A 16400-nucleotide genomic window follows, 5' to 3' on the forward strand; every position below is an offset into this window, starting at 1 on the left:
CTTTTCATTATTCATTTTCGTATAGCAAAAATCGGTTCTAGTTCAAGTCAGGAACAAAATACCTCTTCCTGCTTTTTGGATAGCTCAATTTCAAAGCCTAAATCCTCTAACATACGATAATCTCTATTTGCTTCTTGCCCTTCTGTCGTTAAATAGTCGCCAACAAAAATACTGTTGGCTGCATACATGCCCAGTGGTTGAAGTGAACCAAGATTCACCTCACGACCACCTGAAATACGAATTTCCTTCGTAGGATTCATATAGCGAAATAGCGCTAATACTTTTAGGCAATAGCGAGGATTTAACTCCTTCGTACCTTCTAACTTTGTACCATCAATTGCATTCAGGAAATTGACCGGAATGGAATCCGCATCTAATTTGTTTAGCGCTCTTGCAATATCCACTACATCCACTTTTGTTTCCTTCATACCGATAATCGCTCCAGAGCAAGGTGAAATACCATGCTTTTTAGCAATTTCCACAGTATTTACACGATCTTCATACGTATGTGATGTTGTAATGTACGAATGGTGGCGCTCGGATGTATTTAAATTATGATTATAACGGTCGACACCGGCCTCTTTTAATTGCTGTGCCTGCTCTTCCTTTAATATTCCTAAACATGCACATACCTTTAAACCATATTTATCTTTTATTTCTGTCACCGCTTCACTTACTGTATTCACATCTTTCCGTGTTGGGCCACGTCCACTTGCTACGATACAATATGTACCAATCTTGTTTTCAAATGCACGCTTTGCCCCTTCTAGAATCTCATCCTTTGTAATAAAAGGATATTTTTCAATCGGAGCCGTTGATTTTGAAGACTGTGAGCAATATCCACAATCCTCAGGACAATAGCCACTCTTCGCATTCATAATCATATTCAGCTTTACTTTTTTACCGTAATAATGCTTGCGGATAGCGAAAGCCCCATCCATCAATTTTAATAGCTCATCATCCTCACTATTTAAAATTGCTAGTGCCTCTTCATTATTAAGTACTTTACCTCCAATAACCTCTTGCGCCAATTGTAACCAATTCATTAAATATGCTCCTTTTCTACTCTGACAATTTTTAATGTTCGTGCAGTTTGGAATACCGGGTACAGTCGCTGTGCTAATAAAGCAGCAAGTAGTGATAAGCAAAAATCCGCTACAATACTATTTAAGAAACCTATTACCAAAATATGTGACCAACTGGCTTTTACATCTAGCCAAAAATTTAATGACACATACAAGTACGGTACAGCAACTGCATAAATCAGAAATAATCCCACAATATTTGCGCCGATAAAATGTTTTTTGTCGGTGCTTCTACCTTTGCTAATATCCACCCAACAACGTACGCGGCCATTGCAAAGCCAATTAAAAAACCAAATGTGGGCTGCAAAACATATGTAATTCCACCCCCCTGCGTAAACACAGGTAATCCTACCAAACCAATACCAATATAGACGGACTGACTAAGTAGTCCATTTCGACTTCCTAACAAGCTCCCCGCCAAAAGAACAAAAACAATTTGCAATGTAAAGGGTACAACGGGGAGTGGTACTTTAATAAATGCACCAATTGCGGTTAAAGCGGCAAACATTGCAATCATGACAAGTGAAAGAGTCGATTTGCGTTGTTGCATCACTTATCCCTCCCATTCCTTAAAAAATTGTTCAATTGTTTCTTTTGTAGTTGTTATCATGAATTCCATTTCTTCGTCTGATATAATGTACGGCGGCATAAAATACAGGATATTCCCAAGTGGGCGAATAAGCAGGCCTTTTGTTAAGGCTCTTTTATATATTTGGTAACCTATCCTCTCTTCACCTGGTAATGGCTCCTTAGTATCTCGATTCTTTACAAGCTCGATTGCCCCTACTAATCCGGTCTGGCGATATTCACCAACAGAATGAAACGCAGAAAATGCCTCTAAAGCAAGTTTCCTCATTCTCTCCCCCTTAGAGCGAATAATAGCAAGATAGTTTTCCTCTTCGAAAATCGCCAATACTTCCAGCGCTACACGACAAGCTAGTGTGTTTCCGGTATAGCTATGAGAATGTAAAAAGGCCTTCATCGTTCCATAATCATCGTAAAAAGCCTCGTATACTTTATCTGTCGTCAAAACAGCTGAAAGAGGTAAATACCCTCCTGTTAAGCCCTTAGATAAGCACATAAAGTCAGGGGAAATATCCGCTTGTTCACATGCAAATAATGTTCCAGTACGACCAAAGCCAACCGCTATCTCATCTGCGATTAAATGCACATCGTACACTGTACATAATTCGCGAAGACACTTTAAGTAACCGGGCGGATACATTTTCATTCCAGCCGCTGCCTGAATAAGCGGCTCAATAATAACAGCTGCAATCTCGTTATGATGATTGACTAATTGTTCTTCCACATAACGGATACATTGTACCTGGCAGCTTTCCGGCCGATCGTTAAACGGACAACGGAAACAGTCAGGTCCTTGCGCACGGACAGTATCGAGTAATAACGGCTGATATACCTCGTTATAAAGATCTACGCCTCCAACAGATAACGCTCCTAATGTCTCACCATGATAAGCATCTGTTAAGGCCAGGAATCTCGTTTTAGACTTTTTACCGCTTTGCATATGATATTGAAAGCTCATTTTCAAGGCGACTTCAATAGCAGAGGAACCATTATCTGCAAAAAAAACTTTATTTAAGTTCACTGGTGTTAACTCAACCAATTTTTCTGCTAATTTAACAGCTGGCTCATGCGTGAAATTTGCAAATATAGTATGCTCCAATGTAAATGCCTGCTCACTTAATGCTTTGCTAATACGTGGATTAGCATGACCAAATAAATTCACCCACCAGGAAGATACGGCATCTAAATACCGGTTATCCCGTTCATCGTACAGCCAAACACCTTCCCCTCTTTTGATCACTATAGGTGGGAACTGCTCATAATCCTTCATTTGTGAGCAAGGATGCCAAACATGCTGTAAATCTTTAGCCTGTAATTCAGAGATCTGTCTTGTCATGTTGATATAGCCTTTCGAATAATGATGTTTTTTTGAGTGAATAACGGACAACTTGCTCTATATCGTTAAGTTGTGGAACAACCGCATAAGGTAATAGGCAATGCTGAAGAATTTTCTCCATATTATTCTTCTCTAATTCGCTTCCGGTATCTCCGTTAAAAACGATACCAAGTACTTCTATTCCCCGTGAAGCTAATGCCCCCATTGTCAACAATGTGTGATTTATTGTTCCTAGCTTTGTACGTGTGACGATAACAACAGGCAATTGGCTTTGAGAGATCACGTCGAGTAAGGTTATCTGCCTATCGATATCCAGGGGAACGTAAATCCCACCTGCCCCTTCACAAATAACAGCATCATATTTTTGCTGCAGTTTTTTTATGTGGTGCAATAACCGTTTCGTATCAATTTTCTGCCCCTCCAGCATTGCAGCGAAATGTGGTGATGCAGGCTCTTTAAATGAGTAATCATTTAAATCTGCTCGTGTAAGTTTCTGCAGAGAATACTTTTCGTACATTGTGGTGTCGAAATAATAGGCTTCCTCCTGATCGCTTATTTCTCCCGTTTGCACAGGCTTGTAGGGCGTGACTCGAAGTCCTTGTTCCTGTAATTGCCGCATCAATAAAGTGGTTATACATGTCTTTCCTACATCGGTATCTGTACCGACAATCCAAAAATTAAGCAGCATTAATACCTCCTTTTTACGTTAACCAAATATAAAATTAGGTTAACACATAAAATCTATCTTTGTAAATAAATTTTGAAAATTCAACATAAATGAGAGGTTTCTATACGGATCCACTAGATTTTGAGATTCTATAAACTTTTCTGGATTACAACACTCATTCGAATGAGATAGTAGCGGGGTAACTTCATATTATTAATGCAAAAACTTCAGTCTATAATATTATTAACAATAAAGAGGTAAGCCCGAATTATAAATTCGGACTTACCTCTTTATTGTATTTCACTATCCTATTCATCTATTTGAATTTTATCCCAGCCCAATTTATCAATACTCTTTTGTACTTTCTGAATGTTCTCAATCACAATATAGAATTGATTTAATAGTTGCTAACTCCCTCTAAAATATCCCTTGATCCATTATTCTTTATTGGTCAGCTCCGATTCTTCAAATATCGTGACCATTCCTCCACCGATGAATCAAGCCTTATCCGCTTTTACGTTGCACTATTATTCCAATAAAGAAAAAAACCAGGTACGCAACAGCACCTGGTCAAGCCTTCAATATAAGAATGGTTTGGTCATCATGAATATCCGATGGCCTCAGTTCGTTTACCCTCTCTAACACTTGCTTGGCGAGCAATTCCCCTGGCAGCGAAAGGTCGGCTTTCATTACTGCTCTATGCAGCAAGTCGATCCCATCGGATGCATCGCCTTCCTTGCACTCGGTCACCCCGTCTGTATAAAGGATAATGAGGTCATTTGGCTCAAGCTCCACACTGTGTGTCGTGTAGATGCTGTCCGCCATAATGCCAAGCGCAGGGTTTCTCGTGTGCAAGTTAATAAATTCATCGATGCCAGCCTTGTACCATATAATCGGCTCATGCCCACCGGTCGAATAGGAAAAAAGCCGGGATGACTTATTGTAGTTCGCCATCGTCAATGTGACAAAGGAATAGTCGCTCGTATAGTCATGTACAAAGCTGTTCATACTGGTCAGCACATCATGCGGCTCCTCATAGCGGCTATTGAAATCCTCCAGCGCATAGACCATCATCGATTTTTGTATAGCTGCCGGAACACCTTTACCTGAAATATCGGCAATAGCCAGCATCAGCAAATCGCCCTGAGGCACGATGCTGTAAAAATCGCCATTCAGTGCACGATAAGGAACGCTCACCGCACCAACATCTTCGAGCAGCTTCCATTTACGTTGCTGCATACTGAGCGATTCCTGGAGTTTAACGGCCAGTTGCAGCTCCAGATCTATTTCCTTTTTCTCCCGCTGCAATTCATCAAAAGCCAATTCCCAAGAAAGATCGTAAAAAGTGATGACCGTCCCCCTCTGCTCTCCATTTTCAAGCATCGGCTCTGTTTTCATCGATATAGGGAACACATGTCCATCCCTATGCTGGAAAAATTGGTCCTTTGAGATGCGCGACTTTCCGTCATAGGACGTTTGCCATGCGAGGCAAGCCGTTTTTGATAAGCAGTGGCCGTCGGAGGTACAGTGAATGAGATCATGCAAATCCAAGCCCACAATTTCCTCCTGCCTGTAGCCAAGCATCTTTATAGCAGAGTCGTTGATGAATGTCACCTTGCCTTCCTTGTCGATTCCATAGATTCCCTCAGCCACCGAATTCAGTAAAAGTTTATGCCTTGCACTCAAATTATGCAGATCTGTATAAGGTTTTTCAATTTTACGGTGATATATATGCTTTAGCAAATAGTAATAACCCAGTACTTTAAAAACATGCCCAGCCATATTCCGATATTCCGTTATAGCCTCGTAGGAAGTAAAAAGCCATGAAGACAGGATCAAGTAAAACGAAGCAAAGGAAAAGTCCCTGAAATTCATGTCAAATTTGCTCGACATCACTTTAATCAGCACCGCAGTATGAATAATCATCGTTACATATTCAAAGCCGTTCTTCAATGACGTTGGACCCCTTTCCCCGATAAGAAGCGGCAGGTCCGCATAATATTTAAAAATGAAGAAGGCCACAGACGCTGCATACAATAATGCAAGCAGATAAACGTAATTTCGAACAAATAGCTTCACTCTGCTTTTTAATGGAAAAAGTACGACTACCAAGAAAATGATGCTCTCAGTCAAGCGTGCAGCAATCCAGAACCAAGCAGCCACCAACGAATTGCTGTCAATTATAAAATACGGCATCCCTTCAAAAGTGACCGTATGCAGTGCATCCAGCACCGCCACCGCCACAAACATCGCCGAAAACATCAGCCAGTTTGCCGACATCGTTTCCCTAAAGGAAATCCAGCCATGAAGCGCAATGGCGAGCGCCACAAAAATGCTAGCCACCTCAAGAATGCTGTGAATCGCTACATGGTTGGCGCGAATTGGCTCATAGAGCGTCGTAAAAAAATCGACCTGCAGATTCAGAGCGGTAAAAAAGAAGACAGAAATTAGCACAAGTAATCTTGTAGACAGTGTCAAACTTTGAAAAAAGGCAATCATAGTTGTCCTCCATTTTTTTGGGAAAGCGATTCATTATAATTTTCTTTGTATAATCTAGACCGGCATTGCCTAAACGAATTCGTGCATACCGCAATTATTGAACGTTTGTTCGCATTAATTAATCTATTATACTACGCTTTGCAGGGAAAATAATATGGAAAAAGAAGAAAATGGATATATTTTCATAGATATATCGTTCTCCTTTCTGCAAGGCATAACACGCTGTAAACGAGACATCAGCCCGCTTCTCCTTTGGAATGAATTCTACCGGCGGTAATTCGATCCTTCCAGATATGACCCTATAATTGAATAAAGCACTTTTCTTATTTAAGAAAAATGCCAGATTGTTGAAGGTAGATTTTAAAGTCATTCCTTTTTTAATTGAAAAGATCATAAATTTTCATAAAAGCCATTATCAAGATTACAACCCAAAGTATTAATATTAGCGAGCCGACTATCCAATTCTTCGGCTTACCCATTCTCATCATTTCCTCTGCCTTTGCTTCACAGTCAGATATTACACCTTTTGGTATCATTTTTAATGCAATCATAACTCCTAATGGAACAACAATAATATCATCTAAATAGCCAAGTATTGGTATAAAATCAGGTATTAAATCTATTGGACTAAACGCGTATGCTACAATACAAGCCGTAAAAATTTTAGCAGACAAAGGTACTCTTTTATCTTTGTAAGCAAAGTAAAGCACAAATATCTGTCGTTTTAAATTTTTCGCCCACACTTTTATTTTTTTATACATTTTATCTCCTACTATCAACTAGAATTTTATTTTTATTATAACAAACCTCCTGTTCCTTTAAGTATTTCCCTCCACAATATGGCCCGATTACTGAATAAGGCACAATTCCTAATTAAAAATGGTACGCACCCCAAAAGTTAGAGTAAAAAACTACTCTTGAGGTGCGGTAACGAATTGCGCCCAATTGTGAAATAACGATTAGCTTCTATTAGTTGGTTTTGTGGAAAATCGAAGTAATTCCTTTTTAGCAGTTTGAATATATTTTAAGCGGCTCGAGCTCAAATGGATTTCATGCATCACAAAAAGCAGACATGCTGAGTATGCCTGCTTTTAATGTGGTGTGCGGAGTCGGTACCCCATTATTTCATTATATGAATTAGTTCGATAGATTTTAAAATAATAACTTCCTTAAACTAAAAGCACCAGCTCTTAGTTAAGGAAGTGTATAGTTATATACTTACTCTAAAGGGAGAATTGCCTTAAGTCACAATTGATTCACTTACAATAATTACCTCGGCCCATTTCGATCTAAAATGGCGGATGTATTATCTTCATGTAAGTTGTTCAAAGTAGTTGTAGTACTATCCCTTGCATATACATCTTCTTTCCCAAAAGGAATATCCGTAGTTTGAACTTCCGATGCCTGTGCTAATAATGCTTCGCTATCGTTTTTGGACATGCCAAATGCTTCACTTATTAGTTCGACTCCTGTCTTTCCATGATTCGCCTTCGAAACTTTCTTCCCCATATTCACACCTCCTCTATATAGAATGTGTGAAGGTTCATTATTTATGTAAAAAATCTAGGAGGTTTCATTTGCCAATCATCTGATTTTGAAGCAGCTTAAATTTGTAATTTAAAAATTAAACAACTACTGCAGCTTCCCTAGTATATCCAGAATTCCGTTAAAATATAGCTTTAAAAAATATTAGAATCCTTATTAGAAAAAACATGATCAAGGGGTAACCAACACCAAATTGCATCTGTAAAATTAACTTTTGATCTTAATTTTTATTACTAAACATTTTCATTTCTATTTTCTTCATTCCTTTATTTTCCTCCGAATTTCCCATCCCTAATTGCTTTTTTATATCGTCGAAAATTGGTTTGAAAAAAATTGACACATATATTAGAAAAAGCTAATATGTTGGTATTAAAACGTATTCGTTTCCACTAATATTTAGGAGGGATTTTTTGGAAATTATAGATGTTGACATGAAAGTTAAATTGATTCATGGATTTTCCAACAAGACGAGGATTCAAATTCTTGAAAGTATAAAGGTTAAAGAAAAAACAGTTTCACAAATTGTAGAAGAAATTAATGGAAATCAGTCAAATATCTCACAACACCTCGCTTGTTTAAAAGACTGTGGAATTATTGTGGGCCGAAACGAAGGAAAATACATTTACTACAGCTTACGAAATCAACAGATAAGTGATTTATTAAGCATGTTTGATGCTGTTCTTGAAGATGTTGAAAATGATATCTCATGTTGTAATCGTCAGATAGATTAGGAGGAGTTTACATTGGCTAAAGAAAGCTGTTGTTCAAACAATAGTTCAAAAACAGTAGAAGCTAGTTGTTGTAGTAAAGCACCGACTGAACAAGCTAATAAGAGTTGTTCGAGCGCACTTGAACAACAGTCAAATAAGTCTGATTTAGCATCTTTATTATCTTTAGAAATAATGTCATATCGTGTTTATGGAATGGATTGTGGCGCATGTGCCGCAACTATTGAAAAGGGCTTGAGTAAACTTAAGGATATAGATGAAGTTAAGGTTAATTTTAGCACGGGGAAAATGCAGGTTTCCGCAACTACTGCCGAAGCATTACTTCCAATAGAAAAAGAAATTAAAAAACTAGGCTTTTCCGCAGAATCTTTGAACCAAAAAGATAATATAAAAACATTTAAAATTGTTGGGATGGATTGTAGTAGTTGTGCAAAGAGTATCGAAAATCATATTAATACCCTTCCATCGGTTAAAAGTGTAAACGTCAATTTCTCTACAGGAAAAATGAAAATTGAACATTCGAATAGTGTACAGGAGATTATTTCAGAGGTTTCGAAAATTGGTTATCAAGCATCATTATTAGGAAATAACCAACAGCACCCCGTAGAACAAGAAAGTAAAAAATTTAACGACAATACTTACGTAGTTTTGTCTGGTGTATTATTGGGATTTGGATTTATCGGATCATTTACTGGATTACCTCCTTTACTATCGACCATTCTGTATGCTATTGCAATGGTGATTAGTGGCGCTAAACCTGTTAGAAGCGCTTTCTATGCAATTAAAAGCCGCTCATTGGATATGAATGTACTCATGTCTGCTGCAGCTATTGGTGCTGCTATTATCGGCGAATGGTTTGAAGGTGCAACCGTTGTTTGGTTATTTGCTATAGGGAACTATCTGCAAAACCGCTCAATTGAACGTACGCGAAATTCAATTCGAAATTTGATGGATTTAGCTCCTGCAGAAGCATGGATTAAAGAAGGAACTAAAATCTCGAAAGTATCGGTCGAAGAAGTTAGCGTTGGTGATATTATAGTTGTAAAACCAGGCGAAAAAATCTCGCTCGATGGTGAAATCATTCTTGGAGAATCTAGTATTAATCAAGCCCCCATTACAGGAGAATCAATTCCAGTTGATAAAACGATTGGTGATGCTGTCTATGCGGGAACGATTAACGAACACGGTTCCCTTGATATTAAGGTAACGAAGTTAGCTGAAGATACGACGATATCAAAAATTATTCAATTAGTCGAAGAGGCACAAGAGAAAAAGGCACCAACAGAAGCCTTTGTTGATAAATTTGCAAGTATCTATACACCGATTGTATTCATTGTGGCATTAGTCATGATTGTACTTACACCACTACTGGGTCTTGGCGCTTGGGGGGAATGGTTTTATAAAGGTTTAGAACTACTTGTTGTTGCTTGTCCTTGTGCTTTAGTTATTTCTACTCCCGTTGCCATCGTATCAGCAATTGGAAACGCGGCGAAGAATGGTGTTTTGATTAAAGGCGGAACGTTCCTTGAAAAAGCAGGTGGAATCACTGCCATTGCATTCGACAAAACTGGTACATTGACTGAAGGGAAACCGAAAGTAACTGAAATAAAAACCTTCAACGATTCAGAAGAGGAATTACTTTCAATTGCACTCACGCTAGAAGAATATTCAACACACCCTATTGCAAAATCAATCGTAAATCATGCGAATGACAAAGGAATCATATCGAAAAATGGTGATTCATTTAAGGGTATTGTAGGGAAAGGTGTTCAAGCGACGATTCAAGAAGAAACCTATTACGCTGGAAATCTAAAACTATTCGAAGATCTCCAGGTTTCCTTAGAAAATGTGTTTGTTCATGTTCAAGAAATCCAAAGTAAAGGTAAATCTGTTGTAATCATCGGAACCCAACAAAGGATCATGGGGATTATTGCAGTTTCTGATACAATCCGAGAAACATCTGCAACTACCTTAAACGCACTAAAACAAAGCGGCGTTAAGCAAACAGTCATGTTGACAGGAGATAATGAAGGAACAGCAAAATTGATTGCATCCGAATCGAATATTAACCGATATTTTGCAGAATTATTACCCGAGGATAAAGTAAATGCGGTTAGGCAATTACAAAATGAAGGTCATAAAGTAGCAATGGTTGGTGACGGAATAAATGATGCTCCTGCACTCGCAACAGCCGATTTAGGTATTGCAATGGGCGGTGCCGGAACGGATACTGCTATGGAGACGGCTGATATTATTTTAATGGCTGATAATCTTGAAAAACTACCACATACAATGAAGTTAAGTAAAAAAGCGTTAAGGATTATTAAACAAAATATTTGGTTCTCTATCATCATTAAAGTCGCAGCTCTAGCATTAATCTTCCCTGGATATCTTACACTCTGGATGGCTGTATTAAGTGATACTGGCGCTGCTTTAATTGTAATATTAAATTCAATCAGATTACTTAAATTTAAAGGATAAAGCAGAAAAGAGGTGCTTCTAAATAAGAGGCATCTCTTTTTACATTAAAGTGTCGCTTTTAATTGTTAAATTGGAGGTGCAGTTTTTATATGGCCATCTATTTACAACAAGATTTGTAATATTTTCGAGTGGGCAATATTTGACATAAATTATTGGGAAATTTTTTTATATCCCTAAAATTTGTATTACATTTTAAATATCCGTATATTCCCGCTCAAACCTAAATCTTAGCTTGAAAATTATTATTTTTTATCTGCTGGTGTTAGATACTTCATTCCTAATATACGTTTCATCTCCTCGCTCACCCAGTTTCGTAAAGCAATGTTCCCATAGCTTCTTATTTCATCGTATCCCCTAAACAATATAAAATAGTAGGTCATAAAGTCATCAGATTTTTGCTTTTCAATTTTACACCCTTGCTTATATAAAAAATCCCTTAACTTTTTAAATTCATGAAACGTTTCATCGATTTTGGAATCATACCATTCTTCCACTACGTCCCTCATTTTTAGTTCAGATATGCATTCTCTATCCCGCTCCAGTGTTTTTAAAAATAATTCTAATACAATGTACCGGTGAATATCATCGCTAAGCTTCATGAATTCTTTATGCATTTAGTACACTCGCTTTACTGACAACTGGATATATTGTTCGTTTAGGTGGAAAAATAAAATTGTTCTTTACCGCCAAGTCGTTTTTGTTTATATAAATAATTTCTTTGATATGGTTAAGTTGCATCGCTTTACTCAGTTTCTTTCTCAACTTAATTTCCCCCAATCGTTATTCTTCACCTATTTGTAAGTGATTTTCGTTCAATATCGTCATAAAGTTTTATCACTATCTATTCTATACAAGAACACTTGTTTGTATACTTGATACAAAATTAAAATAGCTCATTAAACTGGATTTAACTTGTAATAATGAGTTTAACCTTTGAATTTTTATGACTGAAGGAATCTGGCTGAAGGAAAAACTTTCAACTGAATATTGAGTATTTTTCATAGCTGTTTAAGCCATTCTAACTTTTGTTAAGGAGGTGAGCAGCTGTGGAAAATAATAACCTTAATATTAAACGTCAGCGAAATAACAATATCAATAAGAACAATAATAATGAATTTGAATTCGGTGAAGATTTTAACTTCGACAATTTAAATGATCAAAATCAAATTAACCGAAATAACAACGAGAAAAACAAAAACAATAACAAAAACAAAAACAAAAACAACAATAAATAACAATATATTTACAGTCACCCTTTAGGGCTGATTATAACAATTCATACAACTAACTTGATGCATTAACAAAGTAGCCCTTTACCAGAAGTTTACTGGTAAAGGGCTACTATTTATTCAAATCATTTAGTTAAATCTCTCAATGTAATGATTTGGCCTGAAAAAGTGTACTATTATTACTGTCCAGATTACTGATAGTAATTAAATACTATTGCCTTTGATATGAAAATATCTTAAACATAAGGACCTTGACTTTACCCATTACTGCTTCCCTTCACTTCTTCGCCGGCTTCTTTGACTTTCCCGCCGATGTCTTTTAAATCAGTTGTAGCTTCTTTGGCATGGGAAAGAATTTCACTTGACTCGTCCTTTACCAGAGTAACTGGAAGAATAATGTTCTCGTTTACTTTTTCGTAAAGTTTTTGAGCGTCACTTATTACTTCTTTTAAGACGGAAGAAGCCGATTTCAGTCGCTCCTGCAAGTCATCCTTTACTTCTGTAGGATTGTTTTTAACCTGGCTGTACATATCCATTGTCGTATCTTTCATATTTTTGGTTGTCTCAGTTACTTTATTTCTTGTATTTGAGTCAAGCATTGAAAGCGCACCACCAATAACTGCCCCTATTATCATCCCTCTTAAAAGCTTACCATTATTATCATTTTCAGTTGTTGTCGATAAATTATTATACGAAGTTTGTGTCATAATGAATACTCCTTTTTGTTTGAATTTGATTTGTTAACTTATACCTTAGTTGCCCGATATTTTTTTCATTCAAACTATTTAAGCTAATTCTTTTTTAGCTATTCGAACAAGCATTAACAATTTAGAAGATCCTTTTTCTTTTACCAACTTTCTTTCTCAGAATAAAAAGCGGCAACCCATAAGCCCAATAGGGTGTCGATAAAATTTGTTGATGCTAGCCTTTACATAAAGGTAAAAGTGAGGTTTGTCGAATATAATAAAATACTGTTTTGAGGAGAAACACTTTTATGGATAAAAAAACTCTTTTAAATGAATATTTGATGTTACAGCCAAAATGTCTATAACTTTCATCGATTATCTAAACGGAGGCAATTTGATCTTTCTTGTATGCCATTTAATGATAGCCTGTTAAATTACTTTGCACTGGACTCACGGTTTTTATCGGTTTGAAGTAACTTTTTCCTTGTTAAAATTCACTGGTTGCTGGTTAGAAAATTCATGAAAAGGAGAAATAAAATGAAAACGAAATGGCTTTTGAGTAGTAGCGCTGTATTGATGGGTTTATTGGGGTTGGCAGGAACCTTTATTCCAGAAGAAATTTCAAATATATTAGGGATTGACCCTTTACCTATTACTCTAATTCTGCTGCAAATTATCGGAGGACTATATTTAGGGTTTGCAATGTTAAATTGGTTTACACGTTCTGCCCTGATCGGGGGCATCTATAACAAACCTATCATATTGGGAAATCTGATGCATTGCGTCGTTGTCTTTTTTGCCCTAATCCGGCAGTTGGCTGTGCAGTTTCATTTCATATTCGCTATTTTGACATTAGTTTATCTGGGGTTTGCTGTCTGGTTTACATTAGTTATGCGCTCTAATCCTTTAAGCAATCAATCAAAAAGTCTGTCTAACACATAATAAAACGGGTATTACAGGTATCTATAATACATCGCATATTTATACTTTTGGTACACAAAATTATTTTTTGTGCTGATTTAAAAAATCTCATTTGTTATGTATTAATTTTTATTGTCAATCAAATCTAAATCGAGAGAATTTCATTATGTAAAAATAAACTATATGAAGTAATAAGTCGGTTGGTGGTATCCTTAATACGAAGTTAGACTACTCAACGCCAAAATAATTTGGTCGCCAAGTAGCCTAAATAAAAGTGATTTATGTTTAAAGTTGAATAAATTGTTGTGTCCAATAGTAACCATTTTCAACAAAACCTACACCAATATGCGTGTAATTTGCATTCATGATGTTTTGACGGTGTCCTGGTGATTCCATCCAGGCTTGTACCACTTGTTGTGGTGTTCTTTGACCTTGTGCAATATTTTCTCCTGCAGAACGGTATGAAATTCCTGCAGATTTAATTTGATCAAATGGGCTTCCGTAAGTTGGGCTAGTATGTGAAAAATAATTATTTTTCGCCATATCTTCTGATTTTGCCTGAGCTACTTCCATTAAAGGAGAATGCATTTCAAGCGGTTTTAGTCCTTCTTTTGCACGTTCTGCATTTGTTAAATCTACTACTTGTTTCTCGAATTCAGAAACCGATTGACTAACATTGTTAGAAGGTGTTTTTACAGGTGCCTCTACTTGTTGGTTTTTCGAGCTTGAAGGTGCTTTTGTATTATTGTTATTTGTAACCGGAGTAGCTTTTTCTTTTGCCGGTGTTTGAGGTGCCTTAACCTCTTTTGCAGGTGTTTGAGGTGCCTTAACCTCTTTTTCTACTTTTTTATTAGTAGATTCTTTTTGTGTTTCTTTATTAGTATTAGTGTTTTCTTTATCAGTTGTAGCCTTTTCTTTATGCACTACTTTGCCTTCTTCAACTACTTTATTATCTTTAGAGTTATTAATAGTTTTGTTAATTAAACTTTTAAATTTATTTAAATCGAACTCTCCATTTGATAAGGCGATTGGATCGATTATTTTTAAACCAAAACCTTGAATGTTATCCCCTTTAATAACCTGGGCATTTTGAGGATTTGAAACACTCTTCACCTCTATATTTAAACTTGCTGCATCTGCTGTAGTAATAGATGTTGCAAATAATGTCGCTGCACATAATGATGTTGCTAACCATTTTTTATTCATTTTGTATTCCTCCTCTACGACACCAATGTTACAGTACAAAAGTTGTAATAAAGGGCCCATAAACTGGGAGGAGTAACAATTCACTACTAAACTCCGTTAAATCAAAGGTTTAATAACTAATAATTTCATAAAATCATCCAACCTAAAATTATACTACCACTGAAAAACTATTGACAGATTTTAAGCTTATTAAATTAGCGTTTTACTATTACATTTGTTACAAAATAATTACAAAATAGTATAGTGAGCTGAATCTTTTTTTATAACCGTTACAGAATGCTTAAAAAGGAAGAATCCTGAATACAGGTTCCTTCCTTTTTGTTTATTAAAAGAACAAAAATAATGCGTAATCCTCAATATCAGCAGTCAATATTTTATACTCTTACAGCACTATTACTAAATTCCGTTACAATATACGTTCCCGTTGTATTAAAATTACTCATTTCCTCGAATATATTCGTTACATCCGATAATGCAATTTCTGCAGTGATCATTTTCCCCGGTGTAATTTTCCCTTGCTTAACTAAAGGAAGCAACGATTCAAAACGATGATTTGGCATTCCCAATGTCCCGATAAATTGGATTTCTTGCATGACCATTTGATCGATAGGTAAAGCAACTTTTCCGCCTTCCACTTTTGTCGTTACACCTATTTGCAGATGACGACCTCGTTTCGCCAGGCTATTGATTCCATTTAAACAAGTATCGGCAATACCTAATGCATCAATTGAAACGTTCGCACCACCACCAGTAATTTCTCTTACCGCTTCTACTGGATCTACTTCTTTACTGTTAATGACAATGTGTGCACCCATTTGTTTTGCAAGTTCTAAATTCTTAGGGTTGATGTCGACGCCAATTACCGTAGCACCAATGGATGAGGCGATATTAATAGCGTTAAGCCCAACACCACCACACCCATAAACGACTACCCATTCACCAGGCGCCACATTTGCTCGATCAACAATACCATGGAAAGCAGTCATTAAACGACAACCTAATGCTGCACCATCCAAGAAGCTAATTTCTTCTGGTAAATGGATGATATTTCGATCTCCTAATGGTACTCCCACATATTCTGCATAGCCGCCATCATAAGTGGAACCAGGAATAAATGAAGTGTTGCAAAGGTTTGAATGCCCTTGTTGGCAATATGGACAAGTACCGTCACTGCCGGAGAATGGTACGATTACGTTATCGCCCTTTTTAAAGTTCTTTACATTTTTCCCTACTTCTTCGACTATCCCTGTAAATTCATGTCCTAATATTTTTTGTGTGATTGGAATGTCCCCGGCCCAATAGTGCCAGTCACTACGACAAACACCATTTGCTTTTACTTTGACGATGACACCATTTTCATCGACTGTTGGGTCCGCTACCTCTTGAACAAATGCTTTTTTTACACCCTCTATTACTAATGCTTTCATTTGTG

14 protein-coding genes and 1 pseudogene are annotated in these 16400 nt (G+C 36.8%); 4 read left to right on the top strand and 11 right to left on the bottom strand.

The window, feature by feature from the left end; translation table 11 throughout:
- Nucleotides 1-47: 47 nt before the first annotated feature.
- From bioB to MKY07_RS10535, 7 genes and pseudogenes are all read right to left on the bottom strand, one after another.
- A complete protein-coding gene (bioB, locus tag MKY07_RS10505; RefSeq protein ID WP_339261999.1) occupies nt 48-1046 on the bottom strand; it encodes a biotin synthase BioB in 999 nt (332 codons plus the stop codon).
- Nucleotides 1046-1635 (bottom strand): annotated as a pseudogene (locus MKY07_RS10510) (biotin transporter BioY). Before MKY07_RS10510 ends, bioB begins: the two are co-directional and overlap by 1 nt.
- Nucleotides 1636-1638: 3 nt before the next feature.
- Nucleotides 1639-3006, bottom strand: a complete 1368-nt coding sequence (gene bioA / locus MKY07_RS10515) for an adenosylmethionine--8-amino-7-oxononanoate transaminase (RefSeq protein ID WP_339262001.1) — start codon at nt 3004-3006, stop codon at nt 1639-1641.
- Nucleotides 2987-3691 (bottom strand): dethiobiotin synthase, encoded by a 705-nt coding sequence (gene bioD, locus MKY07_RS10520; protein ID WP_339264641.1) that lies wholly within the window; start codon nt 3689-3691, stop codon nt 2987-2989. Before bioD ends, bioA begins: the two co-directional genes overlap by 20 nt.
- A gap of 552 nt (nt 3692-4243) precedes the next feature.
- On the bottom strand, nt 4244-6172 hold the full coding sequence (locus MKY07_RS10525; RefSeq protein WP_339262003.1) for an MASE3 domain-containing protein: 1929 nt from the start codon (nt 6170-6172) through the stop codon (nt 4244-4246).
- Between the two features lie 377 nt (nt 6173-6549).
- A complete protein-coding gene (locus tag MKY07_RS10530; protein ID WP_339262005.1) occupies nt 6550-6933 on the bottom strand; it encodes a YkvA family protein in 384 nt (127 codons plus the stop codon).
- Nucleotides 6934-7441: 508 nt separating this feature from the next.
- Nucleotides 7442-7681, bottom strand: coding sequence for a hypothetical protein (locus tag MKY07_RS10535; protein ID WP_008403930.1), 240 nt, complete (start codon nt 7679-7681; stop codon nt 7442-7444).
- A 446-nt stretch (nt 7682-8127) separates the two neighbouring features.
- On the opposite strand from MKY07_RS10535, the gene MKY07_RS10540 reads away from it, so the two are divergent.
- Nucleotides 8128-8448: a metalloregulator ArsR/SmtB family transcription factor gene (locus tag MKY07_RS10540; protein ID WP_339262007.1), complete on the top strand. Its 321-nt coding sequence runs from the start codon at nt 8128-8130 to the stop codon at nt 8446-8448.
- 12 nt (nt 8449-8460) lie between these two features.
- The gene (locus tag MKY07_RS10545; protein WP_339262009.1) at nt 8461-10926 is read left to right on the top strand and encodes a heavy metal translocating P-type ATPase; all 2466 of its coding nucleotides are present in this window, start codon (nt 8461-8463) and stop codon (nt 10924-10926) included.
- Between the two features lie 242 nt (nt 10927-11168).
- Here MKY07_RS10545 and MKY07_RS10550 read toward each other — a convergent pair whose 3' ends face one another.
- On the bottom strand, nt 11169-11420 hold the full coding sequence (locus tag MKY07_RS10550; protein WP_339262011.1) for a hypothetical protein: 252 nt from the start codon (nt 11418-11420) through the stop codon (nt 11169-11171).
- Between the two features lie 552 nt (nt 11421-11972).
- On the opposite strand from MKY07_RS10550, the gene MKY07_RS10555 reads away from it, so the two are divergent.
- Nucleotides 11973-12161, top strand: a complete 189-nt coding sequence (locus MKY07_RS10555; protein WP_339262013.1) for a histidinol-phosphatase — start codon at nt 11973-11975, stop codon at nt 12159-12161.
- Between the two features lie 251 nt (nt 12162-12412).
- On the opposite strand, the gene MKY07_RS10560 is transcribed toward MKY07_RS10555, so the two are convergent.
- Nucleotides 12413-12862, bottom strand: a complete 450-nt coding sequence (locus MKY07_RS10560; RefSeq protein ID WP_339262015.1) for a YtxH domain-containing protein — start codon at nt 12860-12862, stop codon at nt 12413-12415.
- A gap of 516 nt (nt 12863-13378) precedes the next feature.
- Here MKY07_RS10560 and MKY07_RS10565 point away from each other — a divergent pair.
- Nucleotides 13379-13783 carry a multidrug DMT transporter permease gene (locus MKY07_RS10565; protein WP_339262017.1) on the top strand — a complete coding sequence of 135 codons (405 nt, stop codon included), beginning with the start codon at nt 13379-13381 and terminating at the stop codon, nt 13781-13783.
- Nucleotides 13784-14047: 264 nt separating this feature from the next.
- Here the strand turns inward: MKY07_RS10565 and MKY07_RS10570 are convergent, their stop codons facing one another.
- Both MKY07_RS10570 and MKY07_RS10575 read right to left on the bottom strand, forming a co-directional pair.
- Nucleotides 14048-14968 (bottom strand): CAP domain-containing protein, encoded by a 921-nt coding sequence (locus tag MKY07_RS10570; RefSeq protein ID WP_339262019.1) that lies wholly within the window; start codon nt 14966-14968, stop codon nt 14048-14050.
- Nucleotides 14969-15342: 374 nt separating this feature from the next.
- Nucleotides 15343-16395, bottom strand: a complete 1053-nt coding sequence (locus MKY07_RS10575; RefSeq protein WP_008403940.1) for an alcohol dehydrogenase catalytic domain-containing protein — start codon at nt 16393-16395, stop codon at nt 15343-15345.
- Nucleotides 16396-16400 lie beyond the last annotated feature (5 nt).

This window comes from Solibacillus sp. FSL W7-1472, assembly GCF_037969775.1.
GTDB lineage: Bacteria > Bacillota > Bacilli > Bacillales_A > Planococcaceae > Solibacillus > Solibacillus silvestris.